Source organism: Deinococcus soli (ex Cha et al. 2016) (assembly GCF_001007995.1).
Lineage (GTDB): Bacteria > Deinococcota > Deinococci > Deinococcales > Deinococcaceae > Deinococcus > Deinococcus soli.
On sequence record NZ_CP011389.1, the window covers coordinates 1,223,640 to 1,239,410 of the forward strand.

The following is a 15,771-nucleotide window of genomic DNA, read 5'->3' on the forward strand; positions in this document are numbered from 1 at the left end:
CGCCCGGTGGCCCCCTCACCCTTCCGTCGCTTCGCTCCTCCCTCTCCTACAGGGGGAGAGGGGACAACGGAACGCGATCACGGTGCACGCAAGTCCATTTCATCCCGTATGACTTCAGCAGCGGGCCGCGACACCCCAGTCGTGGCGGTGTCGCGGCCCCCTGACCTGCTTTACACGGGGTCGGTGGCGGCCAGCCGGTCGAGCACGCCGGGGTCTTCGAGGGTGCTGGTGTCGCCCTGGATGTCCTTGCCCGCGGCGATCTGGCGAAGGAAGCGGCGCATGATCTTCCCGCTGCGGGTCTTGGGGAGCGCGTCGGCGACGTAGATGGCGTCGGGGCGGGCGAGGGCGCCGATTTCACGGCTGACGTGGGCGCGCAGCTCTTTCGGGTCAACCGTGTGGCCGCTCTGGGGCAGGACGAACGCGACGACACTTTCACCTTTCACGTCGTCGGGTTTGCCGACCACGGCGGCCTCGGCGACGCTGGGGTGGGCGACGAGGGCGGATTCGATCTCCATGGTGCCCAGGCGGTGGCCGCTGACGTTCAGGACGTCGTCCACGCGGCCGATGACGGTGACGTACCCGTCGGCGTCACGGCGGGCGCCGTCTCCGGCGAAGTACACGCCGTCGATCTCGCCCCAGTAAGTCTTGCGGTAACGGTCGTCGTCGCCGTAGACGGTGCGCAGCATGCTGGGCCAGGGGCGTTTGATGACGAGCAGGCCGCCCTCGTCGGGCCCGAGTTCCTCGCCCTGGTGGGTCATGATGGCGGGGTCCACGCCGAACATGGGGAGGCCCGCGCTGCCGGGTTTGCTGGCGTGCGCGCCGGGCAGGGTGGTGAGCATGATGCTGCCGGTCTCGGTCTGCCACCAGGTGTCCACGACGGGGCAGCGCTCGCCGCCGATGGTGCGCCAGTACCACATCCACGCTTCGGGGTTGATGGGCTCCCCGACCGAGCCCAGCAGGCGCAGGCTGCTCAGGTCGTACGCGGCGGGGATGGCGTCGCCCTGGCGCATGAAGGAGCGGATGGCGGTGGGCGCGGTGTACAGGATCGTGACGCGGTGCTTCTGGATCAGGTGCCAGAAGCGGCCCCAGTCGGGGTGGTTGGGCGCGCCCTCGTACATGAGGACGGTCGCGCCGTTCAGAAGGGGACCGTACACGCTGTAGCTGTGGCCGGTGATCCAGCCGACGTCGGCGGTGCACCAGTAGATGTCGTCGTCTTTCAGGTCGAAGACGGTCTGGGTGGTGAGGTACGTGCCGATCATGTACCCGCCGGTGGTGTGCTGCACGCCCTTGGGTTTGCCGGTGCTGCCCGACGTGTACAGCACGAACAGGGGGTGTTCGCTGTCCACGGGCAGGGCGTCGTGCTCGTCGCTGGCGGCGTTCAGGGCGTCGTGCCACCAGACGTCGCGGCCCTCCTGCATGGGGGCGTCACAGTCGGCGCGGCACACCACGAGGATCTTCTCGAGGCTGGGGGTGAGTGTGGCGGCCTCGTCGGCGTTCGCCTTGAGGTTCACCAGGGAACCGCGCCGCTGCCCGGCGTCGGCGGTGATCAGGACCTTGCTCTGGGCGTCGTTGATCCGGTCGGCCAGGGCGCTGACCGAGAACCCGCCGAACACGACGGAGTGCACGGCGCCGATGCGGGCGCAGGCGAGCATGGCGATCGCCGCCTCGGGCGTCAGGGGCAGGTAGAGGGTGACGCGGTCGCCGGCCTGCACGCCCAGATCGCGCAGGGCGTTCGCGGCCCGCTTCACCTCGCGCAGGAGTTCGGCGTAGGTGTAGGTGCGGACCTCACCGTCCTCGGCCTCCCAGATGATCGCCGTCTTGCCCCCCAGGCCGCGCGCCACGTTGCGGTCCAGGGCGTTGAAGGCGACGTTCGTCTGGCCACCCACGAACCACTGCGCGTGGGGGGGCTGCCAGTCGAGCACCTGCGTCCACGGGGTGAACCAGTGGAGTTCGCCGGCCACCCCGGACCAGAAGGTGTCGGGGTCGTCGAGGCTCTGGTGGTAGCGGCGCTCGTAGTCCTCGCGGGTGACGCGGGCCTGCGCGCGGAAGTCGTCGGCCGGTGCGATCACTCGGTTCTCGTGGAGCATCGCGTCGATGTGATCGCTGGCCTGGGTGGGGGTCTGGGTCATGGGACACCTCCGGGTGAGGGGCTGGGGCCGCCGGTGTGGCCCCGGGCGCAGGGTTGGGCTGTGTGTGGCCTTCACTGTACTCGCGCGAAGGTGGGATTCCGGGTGGGCTGACTGCGCGGGTACCGCGGCGGTACTGCACCCGGTTCAAGCGGTCAGGTTCGGCCTTGACACGGGAAAGCGCTATTGCGGAAAATCAACGCATGACCACGATCAGCAACCCATCTGACGTCACGGCCGAGCAGGCCGCCGGACGGCTGGCCCGGCAGATCACGGCCGAGCGGGAGGCGCGCGGCTGGACGCAGGCGACCCTCGCGGGGCGCGCCGGGGTGTCGAAGGCCGCCGTGAGCCGTATCGAGCGCGGCGAGATGAGCCCCACTGCCGTCACGCTGCTGCGCCTCGCCGGGGCGTTCGACCTGACCCTGGCAGGGCTGCTCCTGCGCGCCGAGGGGGCCGGGGCGCGCGAGCACGAACGCCTGTCGCGCGCCGCGCAGCAGCCCGAGTGGCGTGACCCTGACACCGGGTACACCCGCCGCCAACTGTTCGCCGCGCCCACGCACCCGCTGGAGGCCGTGCAGGTCACCCTCCCGGCCGGGGCGAGCGTGACGCTGCCCGCCAGTTCGTACGCGCACATTGCGCAGGTGCTGTGGGTGCAGTCGGGTGAACTGCGCCTGACCGAGCGCCGCACGCCGGACCTCACCTGGATGCTGGCGGCGGGCGACTGCCTGGGCTTTGGCCCGCCCTGCGACGTGACCTTCGAGAATCCTGGCACTCAGCCCTGCATGTACGCCGTCTTTCTCGCCCGGAGGTAAGCCATGACCGACGCCGTCCGTATTGAACCGCTGTGTGCCACCCCCGAGACCCTGGCCGCCCTGAGCGACCTGCTGATCGCCACCGTCGCCGCCGGGGGGTCCGTGAGCTTCATGCATCCCCTTGACCCGGCGCAGGCCCGCGCGTTCTGGGCGGGCTCGCTGGCCGCCGCCGCGCGTGGCGAACGCGTCGTGCTGGGCGCGTGGCAGGGCACGAGGCTGCTCTCGACCGTCACGCTGATCCTCGACTGCCCGCCCAACCAGCCGCACCGCGCCGAGATCGCCAAGATGATGACCGCGCCGGGCGCGCGCGGGCAGGGACTGGCCCTGACCCTGCTGCGCGAGGCCGAGGCCCTGGCCCGCACGCACGGGCGCACGCTGCTCGTGCTGGACACCGCCAGCGAGGGCGGCGCGTCGGGCCTGTACGAGCGCGCTGGGTACGTGTTCGCCGGGGAGATCCCCGATTACGCCCTGAAACCCCACGGGGGCCTGACCGGCACGCGCCTGTACTACCGGCGGCTCTGAGCAAGGACGAGCGCCCGCTTCTCCGCCCAGTCATGCCGCCCCCCCTTTGCGGCCCCGGCGCCCAGCCCGTACTGTGGATCATGTTGCCCTCAGTCCCCGTTCGGAGGCCCTGATGGACCTCCCAGCACACCTGCAACCCTTCGAGGCGCTGCTGCCCCAGGAGCCCGGCCCGGCGCGGGTGGACGCGCTCCTGGCCCTGTCCGCCGATCCTCACCCCCTGCCGGAACAGGTGGCGCTGGCCGGGCAGGCCCGCGAGCTGGCCGCCAGCCTGAACGACCCGGCCCGCACCGCCCGCGCCGAACTGCGCCTGGGCGCGCTGCACGGCGGCCCGGAGGCGCTGGAGCAGGTCCGGTCGGCCGCCCGGCGCTTCGAGCAGCTGCGGGACGCGGCACAGGAACTCGCCTGCGCGGTCCGCGAGGCAGCGCTGCTGGACGACCCGCTCGCGCGGCTCCCGGCGCTGCTGCGCGCCGCCGCGCTGGCCGCCGAGACCGGGCAGCCCCTGACCGAACTGACCCTGCAGGTGCAGCTGGGAGCGCTGCTGCGCGACCTGGGCAGCGCCGCGCAGGCCGCCGGGGCGTTCACGCGCGCCACCGAACTGGCGGTCACGCACGACGCGCGCGTGCAGGCGACCGGGGCGCTGCTGGGCCTGGGTGAACTGCACCTGGAGGCCGGGGACGCGCAGGCGGCGCTGGAGCCGCTGCGCGCGGCCGGGCACCTGACGCACGGCGAGGGCACCGCCGCGCAGGCCCGCGCGCTGGGCGGCCTGGGCCGCGCGTACGCCGCGTTGGGGGACCCGGCGCGCGCCGCGCGGTTTCTGGACGCGGCGCTGCCCCTGGCCGAACGTCACGGCGAGCCCGCGCTGCTTGCGGCGCTGCTGGACGCCCGCGCTGCCACGCACGACGCGCAGGGCCAGCCGGGCGAGGCGCACGCCCTGCTGCGCCGCAGCCTCACGCTGACCGAGCAGGACTCGCCCCGGGCGCACGGGCGGACGCTGCTGGCCCTGGCCGCGCACCTCGCCGCGCAGGGCCGCGCCGCGCAGGCGCGCGAGACGCTGGTCTGGGCGCTGCGCTTCGGCCTGGAGCACGGGCAGGGTGACCTGAGTGCCGGGGCGCACCTGGCGCTGGCGGACCTCGCCGAGGCGCAGGGCGACCCGGCCGAGACGGCCGCGCAGCTGCGCGCCTGGGCGACCAGCTTGGACGCGCAGCGCCGCCGGGACGCCGAACGGGACACGCAGGTGCAGGACGCGGTCTACGGCGCGCGTGAGGCGCTCGCGCAGCGCGCGGCGCGCCGCGACACGCTGCACCTCCTGGAGGGGACCGTGCAGGACGCCAGTACCCGGCTGGCCGCGATGCAGGTCATGCTGGAACGCTGGCGCGGCACGTCCATGCTGGACACGGAAAGCGGCGCGCACTCGCGGCCCTTCGGGCTGGAGGTCCTGACACTGCACTTCAACCGCTGCGTGCGCCTGCGCGCCCCGCTGAGTCTCGCGGTGGTGGGGGTGGAGGTCCACGCGCCGCCCACCGACGGCCCGGCGGACCTGTTCGTCAGCAACGTCCTGAGTGCCGTGAGTCGCGTCCTGGAGGGGCAGGTGCGGGCGATGGACACGGTCGCGCGCTTCGACCGGTTCAAGTTCATGGTGATCTTCCCCGAGACGGCGCCGGAGGAGGCGACGCATCCCCTGGAACGGGTGATCGAGCAGGTCCGTACGTACGACTGGGGCGTGCCGGGCATGCAGGGCGCGGTCAGCGTGGCGGTGGGGCTGGTGGGGCGCGGGTTCGTGCAGGGCGTGAACCTGCTGATCGACGCGGCGGACGCCGAGTACTACCGGGCGCGGCGGCAGGGGCCGAACACCCTGACCATCACCCGGTAGCGGCCTCAGGGGCGCCGGCGGGGCGGGTCATCCGGGCCTGCACGCGCCCTTCCAGCGCCAGCAGGAGCAGCGCGGCCAGGAGCGCCAGTCCGGCGATCACGACCCACATCCCGCCCGCGCCGAGCGTCTGGAGGAGCGCGCCGCCCAGCAGCGGGGCGAGCAGGGTGGCGAGCCCCGCCATGCTGCCCACCAGGCCGATGTAGGTGCCGCGCTGCTCGGGGGGGCCCAGTTCGCTGATGATGGTCTTGCTGATGCCGTAGGCGATGATCTCCCCGATCGTCCAGACGGCGACAGCCAGCATGTGGGCCCACAGGGTATGCGCCAGGGCGTGGCCCAGGAAGCCCGCGCCGAGCAGGGCGGCGCCCAGGGCCTGCCAGCGGGGGTGGCCGCTGCGGGCGATCAGGTGGCCCAGCGGCAGACCCAGCAGCACGACCAGCGCGCCGTTCACCGCGAGCATCTGTCCGTACTGCGCGGCGCTGAAGCCCTGCTGCGCGAACACCACGGCCAGCAGCTTGTAACTCTGGTAGGTCAGGCCGAACAGCAGGGACGCGAGGCAGAACTGCCACAGCAGTGGGTCACGCGGCAGCAGTCGGCGGGTGTGGGTGACCTGCGACAGCGCGGCGCGGGGTGTTCGCGGATACAGCAGGGTCAGCAGCAGCGCGAAGAGGGCCATGGTCGCGGCGTCCAGCCAGAACAGCAGCCGCAGGGACCGCCCGGCCAGCCAGCCGCCCAGGATGGGCGCGGTGGCGGCGCCGACGTTGATCGCCCAGTACAGCAGGTTGTACGCGCGGGTCCGTTGCGGGCCCTGCGTGAGGTCCGCGACGGCGGTGCTCGCGGCGGGTTTGTACAGCGCGGACAGCAGCGAGAACCCCAGCACGCCCGCCGCCGTCCACCAGAACCCCTGCGCGAAGGACAGCGCGAGGATCATGACCGCGCCGCCGGTCAGGGCGAGGATCATGGTGAAGGCCGGGCCGCGCCGGTCGGTCAGCGGGCCGCTGAGCCCTTCGGAGATGAAGCGGCCCAGGCCCAGCATCGCCAGGATCACGCTGACCTGCGTGACGCCCAGGTGCGCGTGCGCGGTCAGGTAGAACCCCAGCAGCGGCACCACGAACTCCCCCAGGCGGTTGATCAGTGTGCCCCACCACAGCACCCAGAATCCGGTCGGGTAGGGGGCGTGGATCAGGGCAGTCACGCGCGCCATGCTAGGTCAGGTCACGGGCGGGTGCATCCGCCACTCAGCGGAGGGACCCGGACGCGACTCGGCATCCGGGTCCCCTCTCGTGTGCGGGTCAGTCGTGCGCGGCGACGGTGCCGTCCACGCCGGCGCCGGTGTAGGCGCGGAACTGCATGTCCTCGAAGATGCGGTCGTCCTCGGGCGTGTGGCGGCGGGCGCCGATCAGGGTGCCCAGATACGCGAACAGGAATCCGGCGGGAATGCTGATCAGGCCGGGGTTCTCCAGCGGGAAGATCGCGTTGGCCTGGATCAGGTGGCGGCCGGTGGTCAGGGTGTCCGGGTCGATCTTCATGATGTTGGGGCTGATGGCGATGAGCAGCAGCGTGAACAGGATGCCGCCCACGATCCCCCACATGGCGCCGGTGGCGTTGAACCTGCGCCAGAACAGCGTGAACAGGATGACCGGCAGGTTGGCACTGGCGGCCAGCGCGAAGGCCAGGGCGACCAGGAACGCGACGTTCTGGGTCTTGGCGGCCAGACCCAGCAGGATCGCGGCGACGCCCACGGCGACGGTGGCGAGGCGGGCGACACGGAACTGGTCTTTCTCGCTGGCCTGTCCGCCCTTCAGGACGCCGTTGTAGATGTCGTGCGTGAAGCTCGTGGACGCGCTGATGGTCAGCCCCGCGACGACCGCGAGGATGGTGGCGAAGGCGACGGCGGTGACGAAGGCCAGGCCGAACTCGCCGCCCAGCGTGCCCGCCCCGCCGAAGAGGTTCTCGGCGAGCAGCGGCGCGGCCATGTTCCCGGCCTTGTTCGCGGCCTCGATGGCGCCTTTGCCGAGCAGGGCGTTGGCGGCGTTGCCCATGAAGGCGGTCATGACGTAGAACGCGCCGATCAGGGCCATGGCCCACACGACGCTCTTGCGGGCATCCTGCGCGGTGGGGACGGTGAAGAAGCGCACCAGGATGTGCGGCAGTCCGGCGGTGCCGAGCACCAGCGCGAGGCACAGGCTGATCAGGTCGATGGGGTTGGTGTATTTCACGCCCGCTCCCAGGAAGGCAGCGCCGTTTTTGGCTTCCACCACACCGAGCATGTTGGAGAAACTCCAGCCGAAGCGGTTCAGGATCAGGACGGTCATGACGATGGTGGCGAACATCAGCAGCATGGCCTTGATGATCTGCACCCAGGTGGTGGCCAGCATGCCACCCACCACGACGTAGATGATCATCAGCACGCCGACGAGCGGGATGGCGAGGTCGGCGCTGATGGCGCCCCTGGAGAGCAGGCTGATCAGGGAGCCGGCGCCGACGACCTGCGCGATCATGTAGAAGGTGCTGATCACGATGGTGCTCACGGCGGCGTAGGTGCGCACGCGGGGGTCTTTCAGGCGGTACACGAGCATGTCGGCCAGGGTGTACTTGCCGAGGTTGCGCAGCGGTTCGGCCACGATGAACAGTACGGTCAGGTACGCGATGAACCACCCGACCGAGTACATGAAGCCGTCGTAGCCGTTCAGGGCGATCAGGCCGGTGATGCCCAGGAAACTGGCGGCGCTCATGTAGTCCCCGGCGATGGCGATGCCGTTCTGGGTGGCGCTGATGCGGCCGCCCGCGACGTAGAAGTCCCCGGCGCTGGTGTTGCGGCGGCTGGCCCAGAAGGTGACGGCCAGCGTGACGGCCACGATGACCGCAGCGAGCAGGAAGGTCACGCGCGGGCCTCCTGTGCCAGCCGGTCGAAGGTGCGGGCCTTGACGACGTAGATGTACGCCATGACCCAGCCCATGATGAATTCCGCGAAGGCCAGGACGTACCCGAAGGTGACGTTCCCGACGACCTTCTGCGCCATCAGGGGTTTGTTGTACCCGGCCAGGACGGGCAGCAGGAAGTACAGCACCAGGAACGTGACCGTCATGGTGAGGGTGAAGGCGTTGCGCTGCGCGACCAGTTGCTGGTACGCGGCGTTACGCGCGGCGGGGGGGGCGCTGGATACCGTCATGACGACCTCCGGGAGTGGGGGTGCGGTCGGTCGCGGCCGGCCGCGCGGGGCTGGGTTGTGGACGTTGCGTTCAGGGTAGTCGGACGGTGGGGCGGCCGCAATGCACCGGGTTCAAGCTTTGCGTCCCTGTGAACGGTACAGCCGGGACCGGGGCGGGCCGGGGCGGGCGAATGCGAGGCGTCCCGCCAAGTTCCCACCCGCCGCCCGCTATCCTGCGGGGCAATGCTCGACCTGCTGGGAAGGCCCCTGCGCGACCTGCGCATCAGCGTCACGGACCGCTGCAACCTGCGCTGCACGTACTGCATGCCGGCGGACGTGTTCGGGCCGGAGTACGCCTTCTTGCCACGTGCCGAACTGCTGAGTTTCGAGGAGATCGAGCGGCTGGCCCGCGCGTTCGTGGCGCTGGGCGTGCGCAAGCTGCGCGTGACGGGTGGCGAGCCGACCCTGCGGCGCGACCTGCCCACCCTGATCGCGGCCCTGGCGGCCATTCCGGACGTGGAGGACGTGGCGATGACCACGAACGGCCTGCTGCTGCCGCGCGTGGCGGCGGACCTGAAGGCGGCGGGCCTGCGGCGGGTGACGGTCAGCATCGACAGCCTCGACCCGGAGGTCTTCGGGCTCATGAACGGCCTGGGCACGCATCCGCAGAGGGTCATGGACGGGATCGAGGCCGCCCTGACGGCCGGGCTGGGCGTGAAGGTGAACACGGTGGTGCAGCGTGGCGTGAACGACGCGGGCCTGCGCGAGCTGTGGCTGGCGCTGCGCGAACTGGCGCCGGTGCGCTTCATCGAGTTCATGGACGTCGGGAATCACAACGGCTGGAACCTGGACAGCGTGGTGCCCAGCCGTGAGGTCCTGGCCCGGCTGGGAGGTGAGGCGGGGGCCGGTCACTTCCAGCCGGTACGCGCGGACTACCGGGGCGAGGTGGCCTCTCGGTACGCCGATCCGGAGGGGCGCGAGGTTGGGCTGATCAGTTCGGTGACGGCGCCGTTCTGCGGGGACTGCTCGCGGGCGCGCCTCTCGGCGGTGGGGGTGCTGTACACCTGTCTGTTCGCGTCCGGCGGGACGGACCTGCGCGCGGCGCTGCGGGACGGGGCCTCGGACGCGGCGCTGCGGGACCTGATCGCGGGCGTGTGGGCGCGCCGGAACGACCGCTACAGCGAGGAGCGCGGGGAGGCCACGGCGGCCCTGCGTCCGAAGGTGGAGATGTCGCATATCGGCGGTTGACGCCTGTCAGATGACAGGTCAGGAGTGGGGCAGGCGTGCCTAACGCTCGTTGTCTCGGGTCGCGTGACAGCTAGACAAGCTTGTGTACTCTGGACACTAAACTTAAGATGACAGAAGGCACCGCCCGCCAGCGGAACGCCCGGAGGGATGCATGGCGAAGTACCCGCTCATCAAGACGACCCTGAAAGACCGCCTGCTCGGCGGCCACTACGCCGAGGGGCTTCCCCTGCCCAGCGAACCGCAGCTCGCCCGCGAATTCGAAGTCTCCCGCATGACCGCCCGCCGCGCCATCGACGAACTGGAACGCGAAGGCTACGTCTACCGCGTCCAGGGCGCCGGGACCTTCCCCACCGGCAAACGCTTCCGGCAGGGCATGTTCCGCGTGCGGCCCTTCAAGGAATGGGCCCGCCACCCCGACCACCGCACCACGGTCCTGCGCGCCATGCAGATCGAGGCCACCCCCGAGATCGCCATCGTGCTGCAGATCCAGCCCGGCGACCCCGTCATCTTCGTGCACCGCCTGCGCACCGCCGGGGACGAAGCCCTGGTGATCGAGAAGCGCTACATCAACGGCAACCTCGTGCCGAACCTGCTGGATCACAACCTGGGCGCCGAGAGCATCCACGAGATCATGATCGGCCTGGGCGTGCCCCTCCAGCGCGTCGAGCAGAACCTCGAAGCCGTCAACCTCCGCCAGGAGGAAGCTGACCTGCTGCGCGTGCCGCTGGGCACCGCCGCGTTCCTGCTGCGCCGCACCACCTACAGCGGCCAGAAACGCGCCAGCTACGTGAACTACTGGGTGCGCGGCGACCGCTACGCTTTTCAAGACACCTTCGAACCCTGAACCCAGACAGCGGAGCGGGCCGGGCATCAGCGCCCGGCCCGCTCTCTGTGCACCCTCCCTGTGCACCCACAGCAGGAGGCCCGCACTCACGGGGAGCGCGGGCCTCCTGAACGGGGGTCTTACTTGGCGTTCTTGGCGGCGTCCACGAGGGCCTTGAAGGCCTCGGGTTCGCGCGCGGCGATGTCGGCCAGGACCTTGCGGTTCAGGTCGATGTTCGCCTTCTTCAGGCCACCGATGAAGGTGCTGTAGTTCATGCCGTGCAGGCGGGCGCCGGCGTTGATACGCTGGATCCACAGGCGGCGGAAGTCACGCTTCTTGTTGCGGCGGTCGCGGTACTCGTAGGTCGCGGCGTTCAGCAGGGTCTGGAACGCGTTGCGGTACTGCTTGCTGCGGGAGCCCCAGAAGCCCTTGGCGCGCTTCAGGACCTTCTTGTGACGGCGGCGACGGATGATACCGGTTTTGGCGCGAGGCATCTACTTCACTTCCCCTTCGGCAGCATGAGTTTCATGCGGGCCCATTCACTCTTGGCGAGGACGAAGCCCTTGCCCTTGCCGCGGATTTCGTTGCCGCTCTTGCCGGTGTTCTGGTGGCGCTTGCCACTCTTGAACGCCATGACCTTGCCGGTTCCGGTGATCTTCACCCGGCGGCTGGCCGCTTTCAGTGTCTTCATCTTGGGCATGTGAGTGCCTCCTTCGTAGTCCGGTCGCTCGTCTGGGACGGCTTCCGTCTGGGGTTCGGGCCGCCTGGGCGGGCGCGTACGCGCCGCGATAGGCTGTTGGTCGCCCTGCCCCGCTTGACCAAGAGAGCATTCTACGCGAGCCCGCCACGGCTGGTCAAGGCGCAGTCGCCTCGGGGACGGACGCCGCCAGGACAGGCGCGGCGCCGAAGTCCAGCTGCGTGGACACCAGCCGCGCGCCGTGCCGCTCGAACAGGCGGCGCATGGCGTGGTTGTCGGCTTCGGTGCCGCCCACGTGCGTCCCGAAGGTCTGCGCGGCGAGGTGCAGCAGGTGCGCGTGCAGCCGCCCCCCGAAGCCCTGGCCGCGCCTCTGTGGCAGGACGCCGATCAGGTCGATCCCGGCCGTGTCGGGCCGCCCGCTGGCTCCCAGGGCCGCCAGGGCCACCACCTCGCCCGCGTGGGTCAGGGCGTGCAGCGTCCAGTCCTCGCCCGGCACCCAGGCTTCGCGGCCCAGCGCAGTCAGGGCGGCCGCCACGCCGGGGTCATGCACGGTCACGGGCTGAACGTGCGGGTCGGCCGGGTACGACCGAGCGCGGAGGTCGGGCGTCTCGTACACGACGTTCGTCTCCTGAAGGGCCCACCCGGCGGCCTCGGCCTCCTCGCGGCGGAGCGGCGCCTGGGTGGACACGAGGATCAGGCGCGGGGCCGCCGCGCGCAGTTCACACAGGAAGGCGATCAGCGCGTCGGCGGGCACGTCCTCCCGCAGCTGCGGGAACAGCGGAACCCGCGGGCTGGCGGGACGCAGGCAGACGCCCTCCACCCCACGGGGCGACCGCAGGAGGAGGAACTGCTCGGGGTGCAGCGCCCTGGCCTCGATCCGCGTGCGGGTGAAGGTCAGGCGCCGCTCGGCCTCGGCCGGATCGGGAATCAGGGCGACGACATCGGCCAGCGTGTCGTGCGTGGCCGCTTCAAGGGTGTAGGTGTTCACGTGGGGAACCTCGGCGGGGGCGGGGGCATCCGCCGGACGGGATCAGGCGTGAGCCCCGGTGGGAACGAACAGTGCAGCAGGCAGGATTCGGTTCATGGGACCTCCGGGGAACAGCGGGAATACGGCACGCTAGCACCCCCGCAGTCTGTGGGTGCCGCAGGTGCCCGCGTAGGCCAGAGGGCTTACCGGGAGCGGTCGCGCAGGTACTCGTCACGCACGCGGCGCAGCAGGTCCGCGCGGCTGGCGTCCGGGTGGCGGCGGCGCTGCGCGGTCACGCCCCGCTCGATGGCGCCGCGGTTGCCGCGCGTCAGGCGCAGGAGTTCCTCCTCCAGCGCCCGCTCGGCGCGCGGGCCACTGCCCCGCATCCCCGACCGGGAGCCGCGCAGGTGCCGCGTGACGTGCAGCAGCGCCCACACGAACGCCGCCAGCAGCAGGATCAGCAGGAGCGCGTCCACGCGGGCCCTCAGCCCATCTTGATGAACATGGGGGGTTTCACGCCGATCATGCGGGCCATCAGCCACACCTGCCCCTTGTGGTGCGCCTCGTGCGTGATGATCGTGTCGATCAGCGCCGCGACCGGCATCTCACGCCCCCCGAAGGCGGGCACGCGGCGCGACAGGTCCTCGTCACTCAGGGTGCTGATGGCGCTCAGGGCGCGTTCCTGCGAGTCCCACAGGCGCCCGCGCGCCTCGGTCAGCGTGGCGCTCGGCCCGGGCATCGCGCCGGGCGCCTGACCCTGCACCATGTTCAGGAAACGGTCGGCGCTGGCGGACAGGTGGTCGGACAGCCCGATGAAGCTCATGCCGCCGTCCCACGCGGCGAACGTGCCCTGATCCTCGGGCAGCTGCTCGAGGAGGTCGAGCAGGGCGGAACGGTGGGCCTGGAAGGTGCGGGCGAGGACGGCGCTGCGGTTCATGTCCGGCAGCATACCCACACCGCGCCGGGCGGGGCGAGTGGGCTGCGGGGGAACCCTCACGTTTCCTTCAGCGGGCCTCACGCAGCGTCAGCTGCCATGGCGAACAGTGAAGGGCATGACCCTGCGCATCCTGCTGACCGCTGCCGTCCTGACGTCCTCGCTGGCCCAGGCGCAGACGACGATCTTCAACATCCCGGCCCTGCCCCCGAAGAGCAGCGCGGCCACGCCCACAACCCCCGCGCCCACGCCGACCACCCCGGCGCCCGCCGCGCCCACCACCGGCAGCACCCTGCCCATGACCAACCCCGTGCTGAGCACCGCGCACAGCGCCAATCTGAATGGCCCGGGCAGCCTGCGCGTCGGTCAGGCCACCACCTGGACCTTCACCCTGACCAACCAGGGCGAGCAGGCCATCAACCTCCAGCACGGGGCGTGCGACGTGCGTTTCGAGGTGCTCGACGCCGCCGGGAAGGTCGTGCGCGCCAACCCTACGAACACGGTGTGCACCATGCAGCTGGTCATCACGGACGTCGCGCCCGGCGAGACGATGGACGTGCAGGACATCCGCTGGGATGGCCGCGACAGCGGCGGGAAGGCCCTGCCCGCCGGGGAGTACACCATCCGCGCGGTGTTCAGCGGCGCTGGCGTGCGGATCATGGCCGAGGAATTCCCGGTCACCATCGAGAACTGAAGTGCAGCGGGGAGGCGCGGCGTGATGTCATCGCCGCGCCCCTTCCCTGATTCAACCGCGCAGCCGGGCGAGTTTCACGCTGTCCCAGCGCTGGCCTGCCCACGCCCGCGCCTGCGGGATGCGCGCGCACTCGTGGAACCCCACGCGGGCCGCCGCGCGGATCATGCGCTCGTTGCCGCCCCAGGTGGTCAGCGTCAGCACGTGCGCGTCCGTCTCGGCGAAGGTCGCCGCCGCCCACAGGTCCAGCGCCCGCGTGCCCAGCCCGCCGCCCCAGTGCCCCGGGTCGAAGATCAGGATGCCCAGGTCCCACCAGCCGCCACCCGCCGGGGCTTCCTCGTGTCGGCTGACCTGCCCGATGCACCCACCATCAAGCGCGATCACCCGCAGGTCGGGACTGACGGGACGCGCCAGAGTCTGCTCGCGGTAGGTGTCGAAAGGCAGCGGCTCCGGCTGGCCGGTGTGGAAGTACGGGGCGTCCCACCGCTGCCACTCGGGGTCCGGCTCGGCGTGCATCCAGCGCCAGAGGGTCGGCAGGTCGTCCGGGAGGCGCCCGCGCAGGGTCAGGGGGCGCAGGGTCGGATCGGGGGCACCAGGCATCGGCCCCCAGCGTAGCGGCGTGCCCCACCCGTGGGATGCGCCTTTTGCCGGATGCAACCCCGCCCGCCACCGGCGCGTAATGGGGGGCATGAGTGATGGAACCCCCGGACCGCTGACGCCGCCCGATTCGATGCTGAAAGCGCCGGAGGCCGTCCCGAGCGTGCAGCCCGTGCAGGCGCCCGAGATGGTGCCCCTGTCCCCCGAGGACCGCGCGCGGCTGGAGGCGATGGCGCAGGCCTTCGCGCAGGACGTCCTGAGCGCGGGGGCGCACACCCCGGAGTTCAAACGCAAGCTGGACGCCGTGCATGAACTGGGCCTGCCCGAGCAGCGCGCGGCGGCGCAGAGCAGCAACCGCATGCTGGACCGCCCGCTGCGCGCCACGCGGGCCGGGGCGCTCGCGGAGGGCAGCGACATCCTGCGCGGCCTGACCGACCTGCGCCGCACCGTCGAGGACCTCGACCCCAGCCGCGCCCCCACGCCCCGGCGCCTGTTCGGGAAGCTGCCGGGTGGGAAGAAGGTGCAGAACCACCTCGACCGCTACCAGAGCGCGCAGTCGCACCTGAACGGCATCCTGGAGGCGCTGTACCGCGGGCAGGACGAACTGCGGCGCGACAACGCCACCATCGAGACCGAGAAGGTCCACCTGTGGGACACCATGCAGAAACTCCGGCAGTACGCGCACGTCGGGAAGGCCGTGGACGAGGCCCTGACCCGCCGCCTGACGGAGTTGCAGGTGACCGACCCGGAGAAGGCCCGCATGGTCAGCGAGGAACTGCTGTTCGCGGTGCGGCAGCGCGTCACGGACCTGCTGACGCAGCTGGCGGTGAGCATCCAGGGGTACCTCGCGCTGGATCTCGTGCGGCGCAACAACATGGAGCTCATCAAGGGCGTGGACCGCGCCACGACGACCACCGTCAGTGCCCTGAAGACCGCGCTGATGGTCTCGCAGGCGCTCGGGACGCAGCAGGCGGTGCTGGGGCAGGTCACGGCGCTGAACGACACGACGGGGCGCATGATCGGCTCGACCGCGCAGCTCCTGAAGCAGCAGAGCACCGAGATCCAGCGGCAGGCGGGCAGCGCCACCGTGGACCCGCAGATCATCCAGGCGGCGTTCCGGGACGTGTACGGCGCGCTGGACGCCATCAGCGCGTACCGCACGCAGGCCCTGGACCGCTTCCGCGAGACGATGACCGTGCTGGACAAGGAGGTCGCGCAGGCGCAGACGTACCTGGACCGCGAACGCCAGAACGCCGCGCGCGAGGTCGCGCAGGGCCTGAACGTCACCGAGAAAGGCGACCTGAAACTCTGAACGCGCCGCAGGTTCAGGGTCGGG

At 71.1% G+C, this 15,771-nt stretch carries 17 protein-coding genes; 7 read left to right on the forward strand and 10 right to left on the reverse strand.

Annotated features, from left to right (window positions below; all coding sequences use genetic code 11):
- Positions 1–170: 170 nt before the first annotated feature.
- Positions 171–2,129 (reverse strand): acetate--CoA ligase, encoded by a 1,959-nt coding sequence (acs, locus tag SY84_RS06110; RefSeq protein WP_046843274.1) that lies wholly within the window; start codon positions 2,127–2,129, stop codon positions 171–173.
- 200 nt (positions 2,130–2,329) lie between these two features.
- On the opposite strand from acs, the gene SY84_RS06115 reads away from it, so the two are divergent.
- From SY84_RS06115 to SY84_RS06125, 3 genes are all read left to right on the forward strand, one after another.
- Positions 2,330–2,938 (forward strand): helix-turn-helix domain-containing protein, encoded by a 609-nt coding sequence (locus SY84_RS06115; RefSeq protein ID WP_046843275.1) that lies wholly within the window; start codon positions 2,330–2,332, stop codon positions 2,936–2,938.
- 3 nt (positions 2,939–2,941) lie between these two features.
- On the forward strand, positions 2,942–3,460 hold the full coding sequence (locus SY84_RS06120) for a GNAT family N-acetyltransferase (protein ID WP_046843276.1): 519 nt from the start codon (positions 2,942–2,944) through the stop codon (positions 3,458–3,460).
- 112 nt (positions 3,461–3,572) lie between these two features.
- A complete protein-coding gene (locus tag SY84_RS06125) occupies positions 3,573–5,330 on the forward strand; it encodes a GGDEF domain-containing protein (RefSeq protein ID WP_046843277.1) in 1,758 nt (585 codons plus the stop codon).
- On the opposite strand, the gene SY84_RS06130 is transcribed toward SY84_RS06125, so the two are convergent.
- From SY84_RS06130 to SY84_RS06140, 3 genes are all read right to left on the reverse strand, one after another.
- Positions 5,320–6,522, reverse strand: a complete 1,203-nt coding sequence (locus SY84_RS06130; protein ID WP_380081323.1) for an MFS transporter — start codon at positions 6,520–6,522, stop codon at positions 5,320–5,322. The two genes, SY84_RS06125 and SY84_RS06130, sit on opposite strands and share 11 nt — an antisense overlap.
- 97 nt (positions 6,523–6,619) lie before the next feature.
- Positions 6,620–8,212 (reverse strand): cation acetate symporter, encoded by a 1,593-nt coding sequence (locus tag SY84_RS06135; protein ID WP_046843279.1) that lies wholly within the window; start codon positions 8,210–8,212, stop codon positions 6,620–6,622.
- Positions 8,209–8,499 carry a DUF485 domain-containing protein gene (locus tag SY84_RS06140; protein ID WP_046843280.1) on the reverse strand — a complete coding sequence of 97 codons (291 nt, stop codon included), beginning with the start codon at positions 8,497–8,499 and terminating at the stop codon, positions 8,209–8,211. The genes SY84_RS06135 and SY84_RS06140 overlap by 4 nt, the downstream gene beginning before the upstream one ends.
- A gap of 222 nt (positions 8,500–8,721) precedes the next feature.
- Between SY84_RS06140 and moaA the strand changes: the two genes are divergently transcribed.
- On the forward strand, positions 8,722–9,726 hold the full coding sequence (gene moaA, locus SY84_RS06145; protein ID WP_046843281.1) for a GTP 3',8-cyclase MoaA: 1,005 nt from the start codon (positions 8,722–8,724) through the stop codon (positions 9,724–9,726).
- Between the two features lie 151 nt (positions 9,727–9,877).
- Positions 9,878–10,570, forward strand: a complete 693-nt coding sequence (locus SY84_RS06150; protein WP_046843282.1) for a GntR family transcriptional regulator — start codon at positions 9,878–9,880, stop codon at positions 10,568–10,570.
- Positions 10,571–10,689: 119 nt separating this feature from the next.
- Here SY84_RS06150 and rplT read toward each other — a convergent pair whose 3' ends face one another.
- The 5 genes from rplT to SY84_RS06175 all read right to left on the reverse strand — a co-directional run bounded on the left by rplT (position 10,690) and on the right by SY84_RS06175 (position 13,150).
- Positions 10,690–11,043: a 50S ribosomal protein L20 gene (rplT, locus tag SY84_RS06155; RefSeq protein ID WP_046843283.1), complete on the reverse strand. Its 354-nt coding sequence runs from the start codon at positions 11,041–11,043 to the stop codon at positions 10,690–10,692.
- A gap of 5 nt (positions 11,044–11,048) precedes the next feature.
- On the reverse strand, positions 11,049–11,249 hold the full coding sequence (rpmI, locus tag SY84_RS06160; RefSeq protein ID WP_046843284.1) for a 50S ribosomal protein L35: 201 nt from the start codon (positions 11,247–11,249) through the stop codon (positions 11,049–11,051).
- Between the two features lie 154 nt (positions 11,250–11,403).
- Complete coding sequence (locus SY84_RS06165) at positions 11,404–12,234, reverse strand: GNAT family N-acetyltransferase (protein WP_046843285.1); 831 nt, start codon at positions 12,232–12,234, stop codon at positions 11,404–11,406.
- Between the two features lie 182 nt (positions 12,235–12,416).
- Positions 12,417–12,689, reverse strand: coding sequence for a hypothetical protein (locus tag SY84_RS06170; RefSeq protein WP_046843286.1), 273 nt, complete (start codon positions 12,687–12,689; stop codon positions 12,417–12,419).
- An 8-nt stretch (positions 12,690–12,697) separates the two neighbouring features.
- Positions 12,698–13,150, reverse strand: a complete 453-nt coding sequence (locus tag SY84_RS06175; protein ID WP_046843287.1) for a DinB family protein — start codon at positions 13,148–13,150, stop codon at positions 12,698–12,700.
- Positions 13,151–13,265: 115 nt separating this feature from the next.
- Between SY84_RS06175 and SY84_RS06180 the strand changes: the two genes are divergently transcribed.
- Positions 13,266–13,841, forward strand: coding sequence for a FlgD immunoglobulin-like domain containing protein (locus SY84_RS06180; protein ID WP_046843288.1), 576 nt, complete (start codon positions 13,266–13,268; stop codon positions 13,839–13,841).
- A 51-nt stretch (positions 13,842–13,892) separates the two neighbouring features.
- Here SY84_RS06180 and SY84_RS06185 read toward each other — a convergent pair whose 3' ends face one another.
- Positions 13,893–14,438, reverse strand: coding sequence for a GNAT family N-acetyltransferase (locus SY84_RS06185; protein ID WP_046843289.1), 546 nt, complete (start codon positions 14,436–14,438; stop codon positions 13,893–13,895).
- A gap of 88 nt (positions 14,439–14,526) precedes the next feature.
- Between SY84_RS06185 and SY84_RS06190 the strand changes: the two genes are divergently transcribed.
- The gene (locus SY84_RS06190) at positions 14,527–15,747 is read left to right on the forward strand and encodes a toxic anion resistance protein (RefSeq protein WP_046843290.1); all 1,221 of its coding nucleotides are present in this window, start codon (positions 14,527–14,529) and stop codon (positions 15,745–15,747) included.
- Positions 15,748–15,771 lie beyond the last annotated feature (24 nt).